Genomic DNA, 19,547 nt, shown 5'->3' with positions numbered 1-19,547 from the left:
GGGTGGGAGGGGCACCTCCGCGACCTTTCCCCGGGAGTCACGGAGGTGCCGTTCACGGTCGGGGGACCGGGGTTCCGACTTTGCCGCTTATCGGCAACGTACGGCTCGTCGAGGCTGCGTCCGGCGGCCCTGTCGCGTACCGCGTCTTCCCCACCAGGCTCTTAGTAATGGCGAAATTTCCTGATTTGGAGTGATATGACCCAGCCTGCGCGCAGTGCACCCCGTCTCTTCGGGCGGGGCTCCTGGACCGAGGCCCGCCGCATCGCGGACATCCTGCGCAAGGAGACCATCGGCGGGGCCCTGCTCCTAGGAGGGGCGGCACTCGCGATGGTATGGGCCAACTCTCCCTGGTCGGCTGCCTACGAGTCGGTGCGCGGCCACACGATCGGCCCCGCCTCGCTGCACCTGAACCTCGACCTCGCGACCTGGGCCGCCGACGGGCTGCTGGCGATCTTCTTCTTCGTGGCCGGTCTGGAGCTAAAGCGCGAGTTCGTCGCCGGGGACCTGCGCTCGCCGCGGCGGGCGGCGGTGCCGATCGCCGCAGCCGTCGGCGGTGTGCTCGTTCCGGCCCTGCTCTATCTGCTGGTCACCCGGGACGTCGAGGGGGCCGCGGCGGGATGGGCGATCCCGACCGCCACCGACATCGCCTTCGCGCTGGCTGTGCTCGCGGTCATCGGGCGGTATCTGCCGGCGGCGCTGCGGACGTTCCTGCTCACGCTGGCCGTGGTCGACGACCTGCTGGCGATCTTCATCATCGCCGTCTTCTACACCGGCGACCTCGCGCCGGTGCCGCTGCTGGCGGCGCTCGTGCCGCTGGCGCTGTTCACCGTGCTGGTGCAGCGCCGCGTGCGCTCGTGGTGGCTGCTGCTGCCGCCGGCCTTCGCGGTCTGGGCGCTGGTGCACGCCTCCGGGGTGCACGCGACCGTCGCCGGCGTGCTGCTCGCCTTCGCGGTGCCGGTCGTGCGCAGCATGCGCGCGGGCGGGCCCGAAGCCGGTCCGGGGCTGGCCGAGCACTTCGAGCACCGCTTCCGGCCCCTCTCGGCCGGGGTGGCGGTTCCGCTGTTCGCGTTCCTGTCGGCGGGCGTGCACCTGGGCGGGCTGGACGGCGCCGTCACCGCCCTCGGCGACCCGATCGCCCTCGGCGTCGTGGTGGGACTGGTCGTCGGCAAGCCCGTCGGAATCATGGCCGCGACGTGGCTGGTCGCCCGCTTCACCCGTGCCCACCTCGACGAGGGGCTGACCTGGGTGGACGTGCTGGGCCTCGCCGTGCTGGCCGGCATCGGCTTCACGGTGTCGCTGCTCATCGGCGACCTCGCCTTCGGCGCCGAACGCGGTGACCACGTCAAGATGGCCGTGCTCGCCGGCTCGCTGGTGGCGGCGCTGCTGGCGACGGTGATCCTGCGCCTGCGCAACCGCGCCTACCGGCTGCTGCACGAGGCGGAGACCGCCGACCGCGACCACGACGACGTCCCCGACGTCTACCAGGGCGCGGACGCCCGCGAGCTTGCCGACGGCAGGTAAGGGGAAACGGGCACAGGCGCTCATGCGCACCTCTGGCTTGCCGACGGCCTCCCACTTCGGCGAGTCTGAGCTCATGGATGCGGAACGGTACGAAGCGGACCACGCGCGCTGGGCGGAGATCGCCGACCGCGCCGGCGCCGACGCCGGCGGCGTTCCCGCCGAGTGGCTGCGGGAGTACCTTCCGCTGCTGGCCGACGTCAGCCGCACGGGCCGGCGCCCGGACGCCGCGGAGCTGGCTTCCATGCGGGCGTGCGGCGAGTCGGCGGCGCGCGACGGCGTGCCGCTGCGCGCGATCATCGACGTGCACCTGAGCGCCACCTGGATGAGCTGGCCGCTGCTGCCGGGCATCGTGGGCAGCAGGCGCGCCGAGGAGCTCCGCTCGGCGGGGGAGGCCGTCTTCAAGGCCGCGGACCGGTCGGTCGTGGCGCTGGTCGAGGGGTACGAGCGGGCGCAGCGCATGATGATCCGCCGGGAGGAGGCGCTGCGCCGCGAGTTCATCGACGACCTGCTGCACGGCCGCCGCGACCTCGGCGCCCTGGCCGAGCGGGCGGCCCGCTTCGGGCTGCGGCTGGCCGGCTCCCACTTCGTCGCCATCGCCGAGGCCGAGCGGCCCTTCTACGACGGCGGCCCGGTCTCCCGGCACGTGGAGGCGTCGTTGCTGAACCGGTTCGGCCTCCAGGACCTCATGGTCGCCACCAAGGAGGGCCTGCTGGTCTGCGTGTCCTCCGGATACGTGGAGGGCGTGAGCGAGGCGTTCGCCTCCCTCGTGCAGGAGATGATGACGGACGACCCGTCGCTGCGGATCGCCGTGGGCCGTGCCCACCACGGGCCCGGCGGGGTCGTGCGCTCCTTCGAGGAGGCCCGCAACGTGGTGGCGCTGGCCCGCCGGCTGCAGCTGCCCGAACGCGTGCTGCGCGCCTCCGACCTGCTCGTCCTCCAGGTGCTGCTGCGGGACCAGGCGGCGATCACCGAGCTGGTCGAGGCGGTGCTGGGCCCGCTGCGCGCCGCCAGGGGAGGGCCGGGCACCCTGCTGGAGACGTTGTTCGCCTACTTCTCCACCGGCGGCGTCGCCACGCTGACGGCGAATCGGCTGCACGTCGGCGTCCGTACGGTCACCTACCGCCTGGAACGGGTCCGCGAGCTGACCGGCTACCGCCTGGACAACCCCATCCAGCGGCACGCGCTGGAGACGGCCACCCTCGGCGCGCGCCTGCTCGGCTGGCCCGCCGAGACCGTCACCCGGCCCTTCACCTCCTAGCCTGGCTCTCGCACGCCCGCACCGTGAGCGAGCGGCACGTCTGCCCGTGTGGGCGCCGGCTCCCTGCCGCCGGTCGGCCAACCCGTTCACAGGAACGACGGGTGGGCGGGGCGCCAGTTCAGCCACAGGCGCGCCCGGTGGTTCGCGGCCCCGCGCAGCCGCGTCATGAACGCCACCCCCCAGGCCCCCGCGAACAGCCGTGCCATGAACACGGGCAGTCGCTTCGGCGCGGGACCGCCGAGCCTGGCCGCGTACGCCGGCACCCACTCCCGCATGGGCACCGGGTGGTCGTCCACGACGTTGAGCACCCCGGTCACCTGCCGGTCCAGCGCGGCGACGATCGCGGTGGCCGCGTCGTGGACGTGCGTGAAGGAGAAGACCGAGCCGCCGTCCCCGAGGATCGGCAGCCTGCCGTCGGCGACCTGCCGGGTCATCGAGCCATCGGTGTCGTAGTGCGTGCCGGGGCCGGTCAGGTGGCCGAAGCGCAGCGCGAGCCCGCCCCTCTCGCCGGTCAGCCGTTCCAGCTCGATCAGTGCGCGCAGCGACGGCTGGAACGGCGCGGGCGCGTCGTCCCACAGCGGCTCGTCCTCGCCGGCCGGCTCCGCGCCGGGCCGGTAGACGTAGGCGAGGCTCTGCGTGATCACCCTCGCGCCGCCCGCCGCCTCCAGCAGGTTCCGCGTGCCCTCGCCGCGCAGCCGGTTGGTGACCGCGAAGTCCCGGGCGAACGTCCTGGGGTTGATCGCCGCCGGGACCCGGGTGGCCAGATGGACCACGGCGTCCGGCGCGGCCCGCCGTACGGCGCGCACCGAAGCCTCGCGGTCCAGCAGGTCGGCGGTGAACGGGACGACCTCGTGCCCGACCGAGGCGAGGAGGGGGACCAGCTGACGGCCGACGACGCCCGTGGCGCCCGCGACAAGAACTCTCATGCCATCCGGACGGGGCACCCCGCCCGGATGTGACACGGCGCGTCACCGCCGGAGGCCGTCCAGGAGGGCGAACTGCTCGCCGGTCAGCGTGCGATCGCGCGCCGGCGCCTGTTCGGCCCGCTCACCGACGAGCAGGTGGGCCGGCTGAGGGAGATCATGCGGGCTCTGTGGCAGGGGCTGGACCCCGCACCGGACAGGCCCGGCCCGTACTCCGACGTCTTCGGGGCGGACGCGTAGCGCGACGCCCTTTTGTCGGCATTTGGGGGAGATGGGGTTGAGCGGGAACCGGTGCGGCGTATCGTCCGAGACGCTGCCATAGCCGGAAGTAAGGGAACGACATCATGAGCGTGTGGTTCGTCACCGGGGCGTCCCGCGGGTTCGGCGCCGAGATCGTCCATGAGGCGCTGTCGCGCGGTCACCAGGTCGTCGCGACGGCGCGGAGCGTCGAGTCCGTCCTGGCCGCCTTCCCCGACGCGGGCGACGGCCTGCTGCCGGTGTCCCTCGACGTGACGGACGAGGAGCAGGGGCGGGTGGCGGCGGAGGCCGCGCTGGCGGCGTTCGGCCGGATCGACGTGCTGGTCAACAACGCCGGCCGCGGCCTGCTCGGCGCGGTCGAGGAGGCGAGCGACGCCGAGGCGCGCGCCGTCTTCGACACCAACGTCTTCGGCCTGCTGGCGGTCACCCGGGCGGTCGCGCCGGTGCTGCGCGCGCAGCGCTCCGGCACGATCGTGAACCTGTCGTCCGTCGGCGGGTTCGCCGGCTCGCCGGGCTGGGGCGTCTACGGCGCGACGAAGTTCGCCGTCGAGGGGCTGTCGGAGGCGTTGCACGCCGAGCTGGCGCCGCTCGGCGTGCACGTCCTGATCGTGGAGCCCGGCTACTTCCGTACCGACTTCCTCGACTCCTCCAGCCTGCAGGCCACCGCCGCGCAGATCGCGGACTACGAAGGCGGTCCGGTGGGCGCGACGCGCGCCCGCGCCGCCGACGTCAACCACCAGCAGCCCGGCGACCCGGTCAAGGCCGCCAAGGCGATCGTCGACGTGGTGGACTCCGGCAAGGCCCCGCTCCGCCTCCAGCTCGGCTCCGACTGCGTGGCGGCGGTGGAGCGCAAACTGGAACGCGTACGCCGCGAACTCGACGACTGGCGCTCGGTCTCCGTGGCCACCGACCACGACGACGCCTTCCGTACGAGCTGACCAGCGGTGGGCGACCCACCGCGACGTCCTCATGGAGGACCTTCTGGGCCTTCTTCCGGGGCGGACGGCGTCGAGCGGGCGTTCTGCCAGTACGAGAGCACCACCAGGACGACCGCGCAGCCGAGTGTGGCGACGAAATTGCGCGGTAACACCCCCGCCGCACCACCGACCATTCCAGCGCCGAGGATCGTCGCCACGAGCGCTCTGACGGTCCCTTTGCTGATCGTGCGCTTCGGCTTCGGCTGAGTGACCGGCGTCGGCGGCAGGAGTTCCCACCGAGTGCCGCATTCAGGGCAGTGCCACAGCTCGACGTCGCCGGCCGCGCTCGGACGGACGCAGTCGTGGCCGGTGCTCAAGGTGTCGTTCCTCCGCTGGTCTTCCCTGCCGCCATGACCACCTCGGTTGCATGCCGACGATCTCTCGCAGATCGTAGCCCTGGGCCTCGCCGTAAGGTCGGCCGCGCTACGCGTGGGCGGGGTCTCGGCGGCGGTAGGCGCCGGGGGTGGTGCCGAACTCGCGTTTGAAGGCCCGGTTGAAGGCGAACTCGGAGGTGTAGCCCACCCGTTCGGCCACGGCCCGCAGCGGCGCGTCGGCGTCGTCGCGGAGGATCCGTCCGGCCGTGGTCATCCGCCACCAGGTCAGGTACGCCATCGGCGGGCGCCCGACGAGTTCGGTGAAGCGCCGGGAGAACGCGGCCCGGGACATGCCGGCCCGCCGGCTCAGCAGCTCGACGGTCCAGGCCGTCGCGGGCTCGGCGTGCATGTGCTGGAGCGCGGAACCGACGGCCGGGTCGTCGAGCGCGGCCGCCCAGCCGCCGCCGGTGCGCGGGGCGTGGTCGTGGTACCAGGCGCGCAGGATGTACAGCAGCATGGCGTCGAGCAGCGCGGGGATCGCCGCGTCGGTGCCGGGCCTGCGCTGGTCGAGCTCGTCCCCGAGCAGGTCGACGACGGCGTTGAGCGCCGTGCGGCCGCCCACCCGCCGCGGGAGGTGCAGGAAGGCGGGGAGCTCGGCGAGCAGCGGATGGGCGCCGGCCCGGTCGAGCTGGTACGAGCCGCACATCAGGACGGTGAGCGGGCCGGCGGAGGCGTCGGGCGCCGGCACCCAGGTGTCGTCCATGTCGGGCGTGACCTCGACGAGCTCGCTGCCGGGCGCGTCGGCGAGGGCGAACTCATCGCCGTGCGGGACGAGCACGACATCCCCTGCGCTCAGCGGCACCGGGTCGCAGCCCGCCGACAACAACCAGCACCGGCCCTGGAGGACGACGTGGAAGCCGGTCCCCGGGTCGGCCGGGAACCGCAGCCCCCACGGCGCCGTCCGGCGCGTGCGCGCCGCCTGCGGCCGCCCGGTACGGATGGCGGCGACCGCGTCGCTGACCACGTCCATGGTCTGATCGTACCGCCAACCCTCATGTACGAAGACGAACGGACAAATTTCCGACTCTTTTGAGCATAGGTCGTCCACTGCGTCGTTCATAGGATGTCTCCATACGACCGGCCGACACAGGAGAACGATCATGACCGTCACCGCCGCCGCTCCCCGCGTCATCCAGCGCTACTTCGAGCTCGCCCCTTCACCGGACGGCGAGGCGTTCCTCGCCCTGTTCACCGCCGACGCCCTCGTCGAGGACGAGGGCAACGAGTACGCGGGCATCGACGCCATCCGCGCCTGGCGCGCCGCGGCCCCCCTCGTCGAGTACACGATCACCGACGTCGAACTGGCCGACGAGAGGCTCGTCGTGACCTGCACGATCACGGGCGACTTCCCGGGCAGCCCCTTCCCGGGCCTGCGGTTCCACTTCGAGGATTTCGACGAGCAGCATGTGAAGGTGCTGCGCATCCGGCCCTGAGGCGACCGTGTCAGGGCTTCAGCAGGCCGAGGTCGCGCAGGCTCTCGGCGGACTCCACGATCGTCGTCCCGACGGCGCGCGGCCGCCAGCCGAGCTCCTCGCGGGCCCGGTCGTTGTGGATGACCGGCCGTGGCGGGTCGTCCCCCGGCGCCTCCAGGGTGGGCACGCGCGCCGCGAGGGGGCCGAGCCGCCGGCGCAGGGTCTCGGCCACCTCCAGGAAGCTCAGCGCCGGGCCGTCGGCGACGGCCAGGAAGCGCTTGCCCGCGGCCTCGGGCGCCGCCATGGCCCGGAGGTGCAGCTCGGCCACGTCACGCACATCGGCGACGCCGAAGCGCTGACGGGGCGCGACGCTCATCGTCCCGTCGAGCATCGCCTTGATCAGCTGCATCGAGGAGCCCGGCGCGGTCGTGAGGGTGGGCCCGAGGATGAACGTCGGGTTGACGACGACGAGCTCGGTGCCGCCGCCGTCGCGCTCCATCAGGTCCCAGGCGGCACGCTCGGCGATCGCCTTGGAACGGGGGTAGGGCGCCAGCCCCGGCGTGTCCGGATCGGTCCAGTCGTCCTCGGTGAACTCGGCGCCCGGCTTGGGCGTGTATCCGATCGCGGCGAAGGACGAGGTGAGCACGACCCGCCGGGCGCCCGCGTCCCGCGCGGCCCGCAGCACCCGCAGCGTGCCCTCGCGGGCGGGGACGATCAGCTCGTCGGGGTCCTCGGGCTGGGCGACCGGGATGGGGGAGGCGACGTGATGGACCTCCGCGCAGCCGGCCACCGCGGCGGGCCAGCCGTCGTCGGCCATCAGGTCGGCGGCCACGACCTCCAGCCCGGAGTCGTCGGCGCCGCCGCGCCGCACCGCCGCGCGCAGGCCGGCCTCGCGGATCGTCGAGCGCACCGTGGCCCGCACCGGTCTCCCGGCCCGCAACAGCGCCGCGATCAGATGCGTCCCCACGTAGCCGGACCCGCCGGTGACCAGGACCGGGCTCATCGCAGCACCCCCAGGCGGCCGGCCGCGTCCACGACACGCCGTGTCGACTCGGCCTCCGCGACGGTGTCGCCGCGGTCGCGGGCGTCCCACAGCGCCGCCTTCTCGCGGAGGTAGCCCAGCCGGGCGTGCTGGGCGGCGATCTCGGCCTCGACGCGCTCCGCGTGGCGCAGCAGCAGATCGCGCTGCTCGCCCGCCGCCGCCCGGCCGCGCGCACGGTTGGCCTGGTACGTGCGCATGTCCTCGATGCCGACGCCGACCGCGCGCAGACAGGCCAGCGCCTCCAGCACGTCGAGATCCTCGGCGCGGTAGCGGCGATGCCCGCTCTTCTCGTCGCGGTCGATCGGGCCGATCAGCCCGACGTCCTCGTAGTAGCGCAGCGTCGGCTCGCTCAGCCCGCTGCGCCGGGACACTTCCTGGATGGTGAAGGTGTTCACGCAGGTCAGCAGAGCACACCTCAAGCGCTTGAAGTCAACCGGACCGCCGGCAGCCCCTTAGGTCAGGCGGTTGCCAGGTCACGGCGGCGCAGCAACGCCAGGCCCGCGACGGCCAGCGCGCCCGCCACGGCCGTGAGCGCCAGCAGCGGCGCCACGGGGGATCCGGCGCCGTCCAGCAGCAGCGCCGGCACGTGCACGAACGGCGACACGTCCAGGACGACCCCGCTCGCCAGCCGGAACTCCGCCAGCAGGTCCACGACCAGGAAGATCCCGAGCGCGGTCCAGCTGACGGCGGCCGCCAGCCCGGGCAGGACGCCGAACGCCAGCGTCGCGATCCCGACCACGGTCCAGACCGCGGGCAGGTAGGCCAGCGTGGCGCCCGCCACGCGCAGCGCGTCGCAGTCGTAGGCGAGCCCGGCCGCCACGCCCAGCACGGCCAGCAGCAGCGCCGGCCCCGCGAGCGCGAACGCCAGGTGGCTCAGCGCCCAGCGCAGCCGCCCGACCGGGGTGGACAGCAGCAGGTCGGCCCGGCCCGCCACCTCCTCGCCGCGGGCGCGCAACGCCGACACCAGCGCGGCCCCGGTGACGAGCTGGCTGAGCACGTACATCACGAACGAGAAGAACACGTCGGAGACGCGCGCGCCGGAGCCGCCGAGGACGGCGGCGAGGTCGCGGAACTGCGGGGTGTTCAGCTGGGTGTCCAGGCCGCGCGCCGAGACGCCGAGCAGCGCGCCCAGCAGGCCGAAGCCGATCGCGAAGCCCGCGAGCGTGCCCCGGTGGAGGCGCCCGGCCAGGCCGAACGCGCCCCGCAGCGTCCCGGTGGCTGGGCCCTGCCGGGCGGGCAGCAGGCCGCCGGCCACGTCGCGGCGGACGGACAACGCGAACGCGCCCGCCGCCAGCACGGCCACGAACACCACGAACAGGCCCAGCACCCACCACCGGTCGCCGGCGTAGGCCCGGGTCAGCCGGACCCAGCCGAACGGCGACAGCCAGGCCGGCCACGCGACGCCGCCGGTGTCGGCCGCCGCGCGCAGCGCGAACATCAGGCCGCCGACGCCGATCGCGAGACCGCGCGCCGTACCGGACGAAGCCGTCAGCTGCGCGGTGACGGCGGCCACGGCCGCGAACGCGCACCCGCCCCCCGCCACCGAGAGCCCGAACAGCAACGAGGAGCCCGCGGGCAGGCCGTTCGCCACCAGCCCGGGCACCGACAGCAGGCCGAGCAGCACGTTGGCGGCCGGCACGACCACGAGCGCGGCGGCCAGCGGGGCGTGCCGGCCGACGACGCCGGACGACAGCAGCTCCCGCCGCCCGGCCTCCTCCTCGGCCCTGGTGTGCCTGAGCACCAGCAGGATGCTGACCAGGCCGCCGATCAGGGTGAGCGACGAGCCGAGCGTCCAGGCGGTCAGACCGCCCACGCTCGCCTCGTGGATGACGCCGCGCATGGCCAGCTGGGCCGGGTTGCTCATGGAGGCCGCCGCGAAGGCGTCGCGGGCGGCCTGGTCGGTGTACAGGCCGGCGGTGGAGGCGGCGATGCTCGCCGGGAGCAGCGCGCTGATCACGATCCACAGCGGCAGCAGCACGCGGTCCCTGCGCAGGATGAGCCGGATCAGGCTCCAGGTGCCGGTCATCGCGCGGCCGCCTGGTAGTGGCGCAGGAAGAGCTCCTCCAGGGTCGGCGGCTGCGTCGTCAGCGCGCGCACCCCCGAGCGGGCCAGCTCACCGAGGACGGCCGTGAGCGCGTCCTGGTCGACCTGGCAGCGCAGCCGGGCGCCGTCCACGGTCAGCTCGTGGACGCCGGGCAGCGCGGCCAGGCCGTCCGCGGGCCCGATCAGCTCGGCCGTCACCGAGGTGCGGGTGAGGTGGCGCAGGTCGGCGAGGGTGCCCGACTCGACCGTACGGCCCGCGCGGATGATGCTCACGCGGTCGCACAGCGTCTCCACCTCCGACAGGATGTGGCTCGACAGCAGCACCGTGCGCCCGCGCCGCTTCTCCCGCACGACGCACTCGTTGAAGACCGCCTCCATCAGCGGGTCGAGGCCGGAGGTCGGCTCGTCCAGCACCAGCAGTTCCACGTCGGAGGCGAACGCCGCCACCAGCGCCACCTTCTGCCGGTTGCCCTTGGAGTAGGCGCGGCACTTCTTGCGCGGGTCGAGCTCGAAGCGCTCCAGCAGGTCGGCGCGGCGCTCCGGGTCGAGACCGCCGCGCACCCTGCCGAGCAGGTCGATGACCTCGCCGCCGGTCAGCGACGGCCACAGCGTGACGTCGCCCGGCACGTACGCGAGCCTGCGGTGCAGCTCGGTGGCGTCCCGCCACGGGTCACCGCCCAATAACGTGATCCGGCCGCCGTCGGCGCGCATCTGGCCGAGCAGGATGCGGATCGTCGTGGTCTTGCCCGCGCCGTTGGGGCCGAGGAACCCGTGCACCTCGCCCTTCTCGACGGTCAGGTCCAGCCCGTCCAGCGCCTTCGCCCGGCCGAACGCCTTGACCAGGCCCTCGGCGTGTACCACTGCGTTCATCGGTCGCCCTCGAACTTCTCCAGGCCCGCACGCGCCTGTTCGAACAGTTCGCGTCCGAGGAATTCCGGTCTGATCAGGTCGAGCTGCGCCTTGCCGACGCGCAGTGCGCCCTGCGGTTCGTACAGGTCCGTGCCGAGCGCGCGCGAGACGTGCTCGTGCAGCACCGTGATGCCGAGCTTCATCGCGGTCAGTACGGTGGCGCGGGCCCGATGGTCGGCCTCGGGGCGGTCCTCGTGGCTCAGGTGCTGCTCGGTCACGTTCACGAGTTCGTCGAACATGGCGGCGGCGCCGGGGGAGCCGTCCACCAGGGCGCGGCCGAGGTAGTGCATCAGCGGGGGCGCGCTGCGGTAGACGTTCTCGATGTATTCGGGCTTTTCCAGGTTGTGGTCGGTGATGCCGGTGGTGACCTGCTCGCGCACGTAGCTCAGCACGTACTCGTCGCACGCCTGCCGCAGCTCCTCCTTGGTGCCGAAGTGGTGCTGCACCAGGCCGGGGGAGACGCCGGCCGCCTCGGCGACGCCGCGGATGGTGGTCGCCTTGACCCCTCGCTCGGCGAACAACGCCATCGCCGCGTCGCGGATGCGGGCGCGCGCCGTGAGGTCTTCTTCAGAGATTGGTCGCACGTCCAGCACTCTATACGTTTGTATTGTAAGCTAGGCAAGCGTATTGCCCGTCAATATTCCGTATGCGGCCCTGGGCGTTCCTGACGCATCCTGGTCCGGTGACCTGGACCGCCCCCCACGTCGTCCGCGCCGACGAGCCCTTCGTCGCCGGCGAACGCGCCATGCTGGAAGGCTTCCTCGACTGGCAGCGCGGCACGTTGCTGCACAAATGCGCAGGACTCACCGCCGCACAACTGGCCGAACGGCCGCTGGCCCCTTCGAACCTGTCGCTGCTCGGCCTGGTCCGGCACCTGACCGACGTCGAACGGACCTGGTTCCGCCGCCGTTTCGCCGCCCAGGCCGTGCCGAGCCTCTACGGCACCCCGGACAGGCCGGACGCCGCCTTCGACGACGCCGACCCCGCGCGGGCGGCGTACGATCTGGCCGCGCTGGTGGCCGAGCAGGCCGCCGCTCGGGAGGCCGCCTCCGGGCTGCCGCTCGACGCGATCTTCGACAGCCCCCGCTGGGGTCCGATGTGCCTGCGGTGGGCCATCGTCCACATGCACGGCGAGTACGCCCGCCACAACGGCCACGCCGACCTCCTCCGCGAACGTGTCGACGGAACCGTCGGCACCTGATCACGTCAGCGCACTCCGTGGGCGCGTTGCTGCCGGCGCCGGGGCAGTACTCTTCGAACGGTCTGTCGCGACGGACGAAAGGACACACGAGGATGCCCCACGCGGCGAGGCCCACGGTCACGCTGCACGACGTGGCCGCAGCGGCCGGGGTCTCGGTCGCCACCGCCTCCCGGGTCCTGAGCGGCAGCGCCAGGAAGGTCGCGCCCGAGTACGAGGCCCGCGTGCTGGCCGCCGCGGAGGCCCTGCGCTACACGGCCGACGCCGCCGCCAGGGCGATGCGCCGCGCCGGTGACGCGATCGCGCTCGTCGCCGACGACCTCACCACCCCGTCCATCGGCATGATGGTGGCCGCGATGGAGCGCGAGGCCCGCACGGCGGGGGCGTTCGTCACGGTCTCGTCGACCATGGGCGTGCCCGACCGGCAGCTCGACACCATCCGCGTGCTGCGCGCGCTGCGGCCCCGGGCGCTCGTGCTCACCTCCGGTCACTTCATGGCGGACGAGCTCGAAGGCCGCCTGGGCGCGGAACTCTCGTCGTACGAACGCGAAGGCGGCCGGGCCGTCATCGTCGGCGAGACGGAGACGCCGTTTCCTTCGATCGGATTCGACAATTACCGCGCCGGCCATTCCGTGGGCGCCTTTCTCGCGGAAACAGGACACCGGCGAGTGGCGATATTCGGCGGCGCCGGCGACCTGCGCAACATGTCCGACCGTACGGCCGGTTTCATCGACGGACTGCAGGCCGGAGGGGTCGACCCGCGGGACGTGCGGACCATTTCCTGCGCGGTCAGCCGCGACGGCGGATTCGAGGCGGCGCGCCGGCTGGCGGAAGAGGGAATGGACGGGCGGGAGGCCGTTCTCGCGGCCAACGACATCATCGCCATCGGCGCCCTGTCGGGTTTCCGGGCCGCCGGGGTGAACGTTCCCGGCGACGTCTCCTTGACGGGAATCGACGACATCCCGCTCGCCCGCGACGTGACGCCCCGCCTGACGACGATGGCGCTGCCGCTCGCCCACGCCGGCGCGGAGGCGATCCGCCTGGCCCTGTCAGAGACGGAGACCGGCGGCCGGTTGTGCCTGCGAGGCCACCTGATCGTCCGGGAGAGCACCCGCCCCCGCCGTTGACGCGCGGCTCCTACCGCTCGTGACCGGCCGGGCTCGCTTCGAGGCCCGTGTCCGGCACCGCCGGACGCTTCGCCACAGAGCCGGTACGCGTCTGGGCGAGGAGCGCGCCGGACAACACGATCACGCCGCCCGCGATCTGGAACCGCCCAGCGTCTCCCCGGCCAGCACCCAGGCCAGCACCGCCCCGGCGATGACCTCCAGCGATGCCACGGTGGCCCCGACGGCGGCCGACAGCCGCCGCACGGCGTTCACCCCCAGGATGTAGGCCACCACGGTCGCGACCAGCACCATCCACAGGTACGCCACCAGCACGGGCAACGCCTCGCCGCCCGCGGCCGGCGTGACGGACTTGGTGAACGCGTCCCAGGGGAGATCCCAGGGCGACGCGAACGGGGTGAGCACCACCGCCGCCCCCGTCATCCCCCAGGCGATGAGGCCGAGCGGGTCCACGTCGTCCCCGAAGCTATCGTTCATCAGGAAATATCCGGCCGAACACGCGGCGGCCAGCAACCCCAGCGCCAGACCAGAGCCCGTGAGCGGGCCTGCGCGCAGCAGCGGAACGGGCGACGGGGCGCCTGAAACGGGTCACTTGCAACACTCTTGACGCTTGCGTTACAGCCGTGCAAACTGCGGAATACGTTTTCCCACGGGGCGGAGCGAATCCGTCCCGTCGTGACGGGAGGTCACGGATGATCGCGTCGAGGAGGCTCGCGTGAGCGCTCTCGGCGAGCTCCAGCGGATGCGCAGGGGCAGCGGCGGAACCCTCGGCGGCAAGCGTGACAACAAGGCCGCCTTCGTCTTCCTTCTCCCCTGGTTCGCGGGGCTGCTGTTCATCACGGCGGGCCCGATCGTGGCCTCGTTCCTGCTGGGCTTCACCGACTACAACCTCATCCAGCCGCCCACCCTCAACGGCCTGGACAACTTCGTCCGCATGCTCGGCGACGCCCGGCTGCACAACGCGCTCGGCGTGACGCTGATCTACGTCGTCGTCTCGGTGCCGCTGCAGCTGGCCGCCGCCCTGGCTCTGGCGCTGCTGCTCGACCGGGGGCTGCGCGGCCTGGCGTTCTACCGCTCGGCGTTCTACCTGCCCTCGCTGCTCGGCTCCAGCGTCGCCATCGCGGTGCTGTGGCGGCAGATCTTCGGCGCCGACGGGCTGGTCAACCAGGTGCTGGCCATGTTCGGCATCGAGGGCAAGGGCTGGATCTCCGACCCGAGCACCGCGCTCGGCACCCTGATCGTGCTGAACGTGTGGACGTTCGGCGCCCCCATGGTCATCTTCCTCGCGGGCCTGCGGCAGATCCCCGTGATGTACTACGAGGCGGCCTCGACGGACGGCGCCGGCAAGTGGACGCAGTTCAGGAAGATCACGATTCCGCTGCTGTCACCGATCGTCTTCTTCAACCTGGTGCTGCAGATCATTCACGCGTTCCAGGCGTTCACGCAGGCGTTCGTGGTCTCCGGCGGCAGCGGCGGCCCCTCCGACTCGACCCTGTTCTACACGCTCTACCTCTACCAGCGCGGGTTCGCGAACTTCGACATGGGCTACGCCTCCGCCCTCGCCTGGCTCCTGCTGGTGATCATCGCCGCGTTCACCGCGATCAACTTCTGGGCCGCCAAGTTCTGGGTCGTCTATGATGACTGATCTCGCGCGCAAGGCGCTCAAGCACGCCGGGCTCGTCCTGCTGGCGCTGGTCATGCTCTATCCCGTGTTGTGGATGGTGGTCAGCTCGCTGCGCCCGGACAACGAGATCTTCCGCCGTCCCGGCCTGATCCTCGACAGCCTCCAGACCCACAACTACGGCGAGGGCTGGACCGCGCTGGCCTCGCCGTTCGGCCACTACCTGGCCAACTCGGCGATCCTCGTGCTGGCCTGCATCATCGGCAACCTCGTGTCGTGCTCGATGGCCGCCTACGCCTTCGCCCGGCTGGAGTTCACCGGCAAGCGCCTGTGGTTCGCGATCATGCTGGGCACGCTCATGCTGCCCATCCATGTGATCATCGTGCCGCAGTACATCCTGTTCTCCCAGCTCGACTGGGTGAACACGTTCCTGCCGCTGGTGGTGCCGAAGTTCCTCGCCACGGACGCGTTCTTCGTCTTCCTCATGGTGCAGTTCATCCGCGGCCTGCCGCGCGAGCTGGACGAGGCGGCCAGGATCGACGGCGCCGGCCACCCGCGCATCTTCCTGCGGATCATCCTGCCCCTGATGCTCCCGGCCCTCGCCACGACGGTGATCTTCACCTTCATCTGGACCTGGAACGACTTCTTCAGCCAGCTCATCTACCTCACCGACCCGGAGATGTACACGGTGCCGGTGGCGCTGCGCTCGTTCGTCGACGCCACCGTCTCCACGTCGTGGGGCTCCATGTTCGCCATGAGCGTGGTGTCCCTGGCCCCGGTCTTCCTCGCCTTCCTCGTCGGCCAGCGCTACCTCATCCGAGGCATCGCCACGACCGGCGGCAAGTAACCCCCAGGGGAACCATCATGCGAAAGATCGCCCTCGCCCTCGTGGCGGCCCTCATGCTCAGCGCCTGCGGCAGCGGAGGCAGCGCCGGTCAGGAGCTGTCGAACGAGCCGGTCACCCTCCGCTTCACCTGGTGGGGCTCCGACGAACGGCACAAGCGCACCCAGCAGGTCATGGACCTGTTCCAGAAGAAACACCCGAACATCACCGTCAAGGGCGAGTTCAAGGAGTGGAACGGCTACTGGGAGAGCCTCGCCACCACCGTCGCCGCCAACGACGCCCCCGACGTCATCCAGATGGACGAGCTCTACCTCTCCTCGTACGCCGAGCGCGGCGCCCTGCTCGACCTCGGCACCATGGCGAAGTTCCTGAAGACCGCCGACTTCGACAAGGCGGCCCTGGACACCGGCCTGGTCAACGGCAAGCAGTACGCGCTGCCGACCGGCCTGACCACGTACTCGATCGTGGCCAACACCGACCTGCTCGACCAGTACGGCATCGACCTGCCGGACGACGCCACCTGGTCGTGGGACGACCTGAAGCGGATCGGCGGCGAGGTGTCGGAGGCGGGCGGCGGCAAGGTCACCGGCGTGCAGTCGCTGGGCTTCGAGGCCGGCGGTCTCAACATCTGGGTCCGCCAGCACGGCGCCGCGCTCTTCGACGAGCAGGGCGACGTGGCCGCGCCGCCGGAGGTGCTGGCCTCGTTCTGGACGTACGTCAAGGACCTGGCCGCGCAGGGCGTCACGCCCCCGGCGGCGGTCAGCGTCGAGCGGGCCGGTGGCTCGCTGGACCAGTCGGGCACCGCCACCAACGCCTCGGTCTTCGCGACCTGGTGGAACACCCAGCTCTCCTCGCTGACCGCGGCCAGCGGGTCCAAGCTGAGGCTGCTCAAGCTCCCCGGTGAGGCGCAGGCGAAGTCGCGGGGCGCGTACTACAAGCCGTCGATGTACTGGTCGGTCTCCTCGCGCAGCGAGCACCCGGCCGAGGCGGCGCTGTTCGTGGACTTCCTGGCCAACGACCCGGAGGCGGCGAACATCATGCTGACCGACCGCGGCATCCCGGCCAACACCAAGGTCCGCGAGTCCATCACCCCCAAGCTGACCGAGGACGACAAGCAGGCGGTCGCGTACATGGACGGCGTCGAGGTCGGCCCGGCCCCCCGGGTGACCCCGAACGGTGCCAGCACCGTCGAGGCGATCATCAAGCGGCACACCGAAGAGGTGCTGTTCGACCGCGAGACCCCCGAGCAGGCGGCCGCCGCGTTCATCAAGGAGCTGCAGGCCGAGATCGACGGCGCCTGACCCCCCACCACAGGAGAGACCAGAACATGTCACAACGGAACTACCGGGCCGCGATCATCGGCACCGGTGGGATCGCGCACGTCCACGCGCAGGCCGTGCTCGGCTCGGGCCGGGCGAGCCTCGTGGCCGTGGCCGACGTGGACGCCGGGCGGGCGGCCGAGTTCGCCGCCAAGTACGGCGTGCCGCGCAGCCACGCGAGCACCGAGGAGTTGCTGCGGGAGGAGCGGCCGGACTTCGTCCACCTGTGCACGCCGCCCCACCTGCACGCTCCGCTGGCCATCGCCTGCCTGGAGGCCGGGGTGACGGTGCTGGTGGAGAAGCCGCCGACGCTCACGCTCGCCGAGTTCGACGCCCTGGCCGAGGCGGAGAGCCGCTCGACGGCGCACGTCGCGACGGTGCTCCAGCACCGCTTCGGCGCGGGCGCGCTCCGCCTGCGCCGGCTGGCGGAGGCCGGGGAGCTGGGCCGCCCGCTGCTCGCCACCTGCCTCACCCAGTGGTACCGCGACGAGGACTACTACGCGGTGCCGTGGCGCGGCACCTGGGAGTCCGAGGGCGGCGGGCCCACGATGGGCCACGGCATCCACCAGTTCGACCTGCTGTTCTCGGTGCTCGGGCCGTGGCGCGAGGTCACCGCCGTGGCCGCCCGGCGGGCCCGCCCGGTGGACACCGAGGACGTGTCGATGGCGCTGGTCACGTTCGACAGCGGCGCCGTGGCCACCGTGGTGAACTCGGTGCTGTCCCCGAGACAGACCTCCCACCTCCGCTTCGACTACGAACACGCCACCGTCGAGGTCGAGCACCTGTACGGCTACACCGACGAGGACTGGACCGTGACCCCGGCGCCCGGGCACGACGAGGTGACCGCGCTGTGGGGGCGGGACCGCTCCGAGCGGCGCAGCGGCCACAGCGGCTGGCTCGCCGCCGTGCTCGACGCGCTCGACCGCGGCGAGGCGCCCCCGGTCACCGTCGCCGACGCCCGGCGGACGATGGAGTTCATCGCCGCCCTGTACGCCTCCGCCTTCACCGGCGAGCGCGTACGAACCGGACAGATCACTGCCGACAGCCCGTTCGCCCAGAAGATGGACGGCACGGGCGCCCCATGGGAAAAGGTGAGGAACCCGTGACCCTGCAGGCCACCCATACCCTCGGCCGTTCGGTCGCCGTCACGGCGGGCGACGTCGAGCTGTTCACCTACACCTACCGGCCCGACACGCCGGTGCTGGAGTCGCCGAAGCCGTACCTGCACCCCGTCCGCACCCTCGGCGGCGCGCTCGTGTCGCTGTTCCGGCCGCACGACCACGTCTGGCACAAGGGCATCGCCTGGTCGCTGCCGCACGTCGGCGAGCACAACTTCTGGGGCGGGCCGACGTTCGTGGACGGACGGTACGTCCAGCTCGCGAACAACGGCAGCGCCACGCACCGCGAGATGACCACGCTCTCGGCCACCCCCGAACGGGTCGAGATAGCGCACGCCCTCGACTGGAGCGGGCAGGACGGCTCGCCGGTCATCGACGAGCGCCGCTCGCTGAGCACGACCGTCGTGGACGACACCACCTGGGCGCTGGTCTTCGAGACCGCGATGACGAACGTGTCGGGCGCCGCCCTCTGGTTCGGCTCGCCGACCACGAAGGGCCGCGAGAACGCCGGGTACGGCGGCCTGTTCTGGCGCGGGCCCCGCTCGTTCACCGGCGGGATCATCCAGTCGCCCGAGGGCGCGGGCGGCGACGAGCTGCGCGGCCTGCGGGCAGAGTGGTTCGGCTTCCGCGGCCGGCACGACGAGACCGGCGAGCACTCCACCATCGTCATGGTGGACGACACGGCCAACCCGCAGCACCCGCCGCAGTGGTTCGCCCGCTCCGAGCAGTTCGCCTGCCTATGCCCGGCGCCGTTCTTCAGCGAGGAGGTCGAGCTGCCGGACAGCCGGACTCTGAGCTTCCGGTACGCGGTCGTGATCGCCGACGGCGACCGCGGCGACGACGGCACGGCGCTCCTGGCCGACCACGGCCGGGCGGCACTGGCGGCCCGGCCGTGACGTTCCCCGGCGGCACGTCGGTCAGCCGGCTGTCGGTGTACGCGCTCGGCGCGTGCGCCGACGGCCTGGAGGGCGGCACACCGCACCTGCACACCGCCTCCACCGAGGCGTACGTCGTCGTCGGCGGGCGCGGCGCGCTGCGCACCCTCGACCTGAACGGCCCGCGCGAGACGGAGCTGCGCGCCGGGTCGACCGTGTGGTTCACGCCCGGCACCATCCACCGCGCCGTCAACGGAGGCGGGCTGGAGGTGGTGGTCGTCATGTCGAACGCCGGACTGCCCGAGGCGGGCGACGCCGTCATGACGTTCCCGCCGGAGATCGTCGCCGACCCGGAGCGGTACGCCGAGGCCGCCGCCCTGCCCGACGGGCCGCCCGAGGTGGTCGAGGCGGCCGTCGTACGGCGTCGGGAGCTGGCCGTCGAGGGCTTCCTGCGGCTGTCCGGCAGCGCCGCCCGCGGCGACCTCGACCCGCTCCGGCGGTTCTACGACAGCGCCGTCGCCCTGGTGCGGCCCCGGGTGGCGCGGTGGCGGGAGATCTGGGAGGACACGGTCGCCCGCGAGGCCCGCCGCACCGCCGCCATCCTGGACGCCCTCGGCGACGGCGACGGCGCGCACCTGGGGGAGTCGGCGCTGATGGAGAGCCCGCCGCAGGAGCGCTGGGGCATGTGCGGCCACCTGCGCGCCCACGACGTCGCCCACCCCACCCTCCAC

21 protein-coding genes are annotated in these 19,547 nt (G+C 72.5%); 12 read left to right on the top strand and 9 right to left on the bottom strand.

Features of this window, described 5'->3' with window-relative positions; genetic code table 11:
- The first annotated feature begins 195 nt into the window (after positions 1-195).
- Together nhaA and C1J01_RS31635 are read left to right on the top strand one after the other, a co-directional pair.
- On the top strand, positions 196-1,521 hold the full coding sequence (nhaA, locus tag C1J01_RS31640) for a Na+/H+ antiporter NhaA (RefSeq protein ID WP_111182633.1): 1,326 nt from the start codon (positions 196-198) through the stop codon (positions 1,519-1,521).
- A 73-nt stretch (positions 1,522-1,594) separates the two neighbouring features.
- Complete coding sequence (locus C1J01_RS31635; protein ID WP_111182637.1) at positions 1,595-2,779, top strand: PucR family transcriptional regulator; 1,185 nt, start codon at positions 1,595-1,597, stop codon at positions 2,777-2,779.
- 86 nt (positions 2,780-2,865) lie between these two features.
- Here the strand turns inward: C1J01_RS31635 and C1J01_RS31630 are convergent, their stop codons facing one another.
- Entirely contained in the window at positions 2,866-3,705 is an 840-nt protein-coding gene (locus C1J01_RS31630) for an NAD-dependent epimerase/dehydratase family protein (protein WP_111182632.1), read from the bottom strand.
- Between the two features lie 341 nt (positions 3,706-4,046).
- On the opposite strand from C1J01_RS31630, the gene C1J01_RS31625 reads away from it, so the two are divergent.
- Positions 4,047-4,898, top strand: coding sequence for an oxidoreductase (locus C1J01_RS31625; RefSeq protein ID WP_111182631.1), 852 nt, complete (start codon positions 4,047-4,049; stop codon positions 4,896-4,898).
- A gap of 29 nt (positions 4,899-4,927) precedes the next feature.
- Here the strand turns inward: C1J01_RS31625 and C1J01_RS49260 are convergent, their stop codons facing one another.
- Both C1J01_RS49260 and C1J01_RS31620 read right to left on the bottom strand, forming a co-directional pair.
- Positions 4,928-5,254 (bottom strand): hypothetical protein, encoded by a 327-nt coding sequence (locus tag C1J01_RS49260; protein WP_146615788.1) that lies wholly within the window; start codon positions 5,252-5,254, stop codon positions 4,928-4,930.
- 106 nt (positions 5,255-5,360) lie between these two features.
- A complete protein-coding gene (locus C1J01_RS31620) occupies positions 5,361-6,281 on the bottom strand; it encodes an AraC family transcriptional regulator (protein WP_111182630.1) in 921 nt (306 codons plus the stop codon).
- Between the two features lie 130 nt (positions 6,282-6,411).
- Here C1J01_RS31620 and C1J01_RS31615 point away from each other — a divergent pair, with 130 nt between their 5' ends.
- Positions 6,412-6,744, top strand: a complete 333-nt coding sequence (locus C1J01_RS31615) for a nuclear transport factor 2 family protein (RefSeq protein ID WP_111182629.1) — start codon at positions 6,412-6,414, stop codon at positions 6,742-6,744.
- Between the two features lie 10 nt (positions 6,745-6,754).
- Here the strand turns inward: C1J01_RS31615 and C1J01_RS31610 are convergent, their stop codons facing one another.
- From C1J01_RS31610 to C1J01_RS31590, 5 genes are all read right to left on the bottom strand, one after another.
- Complete coding sequence (locus C1J01_RS31610) at positions 6,755-7,726, bottom strand: NAD-dependent epimerase/dehydratase family protein (protein WP_111182628.1); 972 nt, start codon at positions 7,724-7,726, stop codon at positions 6,755-6,757.
- Positions 7,723-8,160: a MerR family transcriptional regulator gene (locus C1J01_RS31605; RefSeq protein WP_111182627.1), complete on the bottom strand. Its 438-nt coding sequence runs from the start codon at positions 8,158-8,160 to the stop codon at positions 7,723-7,725. Before C1J01_RS31605 ends, C1J01_RS31610 begins: the two co-directional genes overlap by 4 nt.
- A gap of 62 nt (positions 8,161-8,222) precedes the next feature.
- Positions 8,223-9,791, bottom strand: a complete 1,569-nt coding sequence (locus C1J01_RS31600) for an ABC transporter permease (RefSeq protein WP_111182626.1) — start codon at positions 9,789-9,791, stop codon at positions 8,223-8,225.
- Positions 9,788-10,678, bottom strand: a complete 891-nt coding sequence (locus C1J01_RS31595) for an ABC transporter ATP-binding protein (RefSeq protein ID WP_111182625.1) — start codon at positions 10,676-10,678, stop codon at positions 9,788-9,790. The genes C1J01_RS31600 and C1J01_RS31595 overlap by 4 nt, the downstream gene beginning before the upstream one ends.
- On the bottom strand, positions 10,675-11,301 hold the full coding sequence (locus tag C1J01_RS31590; protein ID WP_146615787.1) for a TetR/AcrR family transcriptional regulator: 627 nt from the start codon (positions 11,299-11,301) through the stop codon (positions 10,675-10,677). Before C1J01_RS31590 ends, C1J01_RS31595 begins: the two co-directional genes overlap by 4 nt.
- A gap of 98 nt (positions 11,302-11,399) precedes the next feature.
- On the opposite strand from C1J01_RS31590, the gene C1J01_RS31585 reads away from it, so the two are divergent.
- Together C1J01_RS31585 and C1J01_RS31580 are read left to right on the top strand one after the other, a co-directional pair.
- Positions 11,400-11,918 (top strand): DinB family protein, encoded by a 519-nt coding sequence (locus C1J01_RS31585; protein WP_235854796.1) that lies wholly within the window; start codon positions 11,400-11,402, stop codon positions 11,916-11,918.
- Between the two features lie 92 nt (positions 11,919-12,010).
- On the top strand, positions 12,011-13,042 hold the full coding sequence (locus tag C1J01_RS31580; protein ID WP_111182622.1) for a LacI family DNA-binding transcriptional regulator: 1,032 nt from the start codon (positions 12,011-12,013) through the stop codon (positions 13,040-13,042).
- A 120-nt stretch (positions 13,043-13,162) separates the two neighbouring features.
- Here the strand turns inward: C1J01_RS31580 and C1J01_RS52530 are convergent, their stop codons facing one another.
- A complete protein-coding gene (locus C1J01_RS52530) occupies positions 13,163-13,516 on the bottom strand; it encodes an EamA family transporter (protein WP_235854795.1) in 354 nt (117 codons plus the stop codon).
- Positions 13,517-13,781: 265 nt separating this feature from the next.
- On the opposite strand from C1J01_RS52530, the gene C1J01_RS31570 reads away from it, so the two are divergent.
- The 6 genes from C1J01_RS31570 to C1J01_RS31545 all read left to right on the top strand — a co-directional run.
- Positions 13,782-14,684 (top strand): carbohydrate ABC transporter permease, encoded by a 903-nt coding sequence (locus C1J01_RS31570; protein ID WP_111182636.1) that lies wholly within the window; start codon positions 13,782-13,784, stop codon positions 14,682-14,684.
- The gene (locus tag C1J01_RS31565; RefSeq protein ID WP_111182621.1) at positions 14,674-15,507 is read left to right on the top strand and encodes a carbohydrate ABC transporter permease; all 834 of its coding nucleotides are present in this window, start codon (positions 14,674-14,676) and stop codon (positions 15,505-15,507) included. The genes C1J01_RS31570 and C1J01_RS31565 overlap by 11 nt, the downstream gene beginning before the upstream one ends.
- A 17-nt stretch (positions 15,508-15,524) precedes the next feature.
- Positions 15,525-16,805 (top strand): ABC transporter substrate-binding protein, encoded by a 1,281-nt coding sequence (locus C1J01_RS31560; RefSeq protein ID WP_220040196.1) that lies wholly within the window; start codon positions 15,525-15,527, stop codon positions 16,803-16,805.
- Positions 16,806-16,831: 26 nt separating this feature from the next.
- Positions 16,832-17,929, top strand: a complete 1,098-nt coding sequence (locus tag C1J01_RS31555; RefSeq protein ID WP_111182620.1) for a Gfo/Idh/MocA family protein — start codon at positions 16,832-16,834, stop codon at positions 17,927-17,929.
- On the top strand, positions 17,926-18,837 hold the full coding sequence (locus C1J01_RS52525; RefSeq protein WP_235854794.1) for a DUF6807 domain-containing protein: 912 nt from the start codon (positions 17,926-17,928) through the stop codon (positions 18,835-18,837). Before C1J01_RS31555 ends, C1J01_RS52525 begins: the two co-directional genes overlap by 4 nt.
- Positions 18,834-19,547: cupin domain-containing protein (locus tag C1J01_RS31545; RefSeq protein ID WP_235854793.1), on the top strand; the 714-nt coding region annotated here is incomplete at its 3' end. The genes C1J01_RS52525 and C1J01_RS31545, both read left to right, overlap by 4 nt.

The sequence above is a fragment of the Nonomuraea aridisoli genome, from assembly GCF_003236395.1.
GTDB classification, from domain to species: Bacteria; Actinomycetota; Actinomycetes; order Streptosporangiales; family Streptosporangiaceae; genus Nonomuraea; species Nonomuraea aridisoli.
The sequence above is the reverse complement of the archived record's forward strand: the minus strand, read 5'-3'. Positions and strand labels throughout refer to the sequence as shown.

What these genes read in the sequence shown, in the direction of transcription:
- C1J01_RS52530 (WP_235854795.1), bottom strand. Translation starts at nt 13,516, where the DNA reads ATGAACGATAGCTTCGGGGACGACGTGGACCCGCTCGGCCTCATCGCC.
- C1J01_RS31580 (WP_111182622.1), top strand. Translation starts at nt 12,011, where the DNA reads ATGCCCCACGCGGCGAGGCCCACGGTCACGCTGCACGACGTGGCCGCA.
- C1J01_RS31600 (WP_111182626.1), bottom strand. Translation starts at nt 9,791, where the DNA reads ATGACCGGCACCTGGAGCCTGATCCGGCTCATCCTGCGCAGGGACCGC.
- C1J01_RS31595 (WP_111182625.1), bottom strand. Translation starts at nt 10,678, where the DNA reads ATGAACGCAGTGGTACACGCCGAGGGCCTGGTCAAGGCGTTCGGCCGG.
- C1J01_RS31630 (WP_111182632.1), bottom strand. Translation starts at nt 3,705, where the DNA reads ATGAGAGTTCTTGTCGCGGGCGCCACGGGCGTCGTCGGCCGTCAGCTG.
- C1J01_RS31610 (WP_111182628.1), bottom strand. Translation starts at nt 7,726, where the DNA reads ATGAGCCCGGTCCTGGTCACCGGCGGGTCCGGCTACGTGGGGACGCAT.
- C1J01_RS31625 (WP_111182631.1), top strand. Translation starts at nt 4,047, where the DNA reads ATGAGCGTGTGGTTCGTCACCGGGGCGTCCCGCGGGTTCGGCGCCGAG.
- C1J01_RS31635 (WP_111182637.1), top strand. Translation starts at nt 1,595, where the DNA reads ATGGATGCGGAACGGTACGAAGCGGACCACGCGCGCTGGGCGGAGATC.
- C1J01_RS31565 (WP_111182621.1), top strand. Translation starts at nt 14,674, where the DNA reads ATGATGACTGATCTCGCGCGCAAGGCGCTCAAGCACGCCGGGCTCGTC.
- C1J01_RS31615 (WP_111182629.1), top strand. Translation starts at nt 6,412, where the DNA reads ATGACCGTCACCGCCGCCGCTCCCCGCGTCATCCAGCGCTACTTCGAG.
- C1J01_RS31555 (WP_111182620.1), top strand. Translation starts at nt 16,832, where the DNA reads ATGTCACAACGGAACTACCGGGCCGCGATCATCGGCACCGGTGGGATC.
- C1J01_RS31570 (WP_111182636.1), top strand. Translation starts at nt 13,782, where the DNA reads ATGCGCAGGGGCAGCGGCGGAACCCTCGGCGGCAAGCGTGACAACAAG.
- nhaA (WP_111182633.1), top strand. Translation starts at nt 196, where the DNA reads ATGACCCAGCCTGCGCGCAGTGCACCCCGTCTCTTCGGGCGGGGCTCC.
- C1J01_RS31620 (WP_111182630.1), bottom strand. Translation starts at nt 6,281, where the DNA reads ATGGACGTGGTCAGCGACGCGGTCGCCGCCATCCGTACCGGGCGGCCG.
- C1J01_RS31560 (WP_220040196.1), top strand. Translation starts at nt 15,525, where the DNA reads ATGCGAAAGATCGCCCTCGCCCTCGTGGCGGCCCTCATGCTCAGCGCC.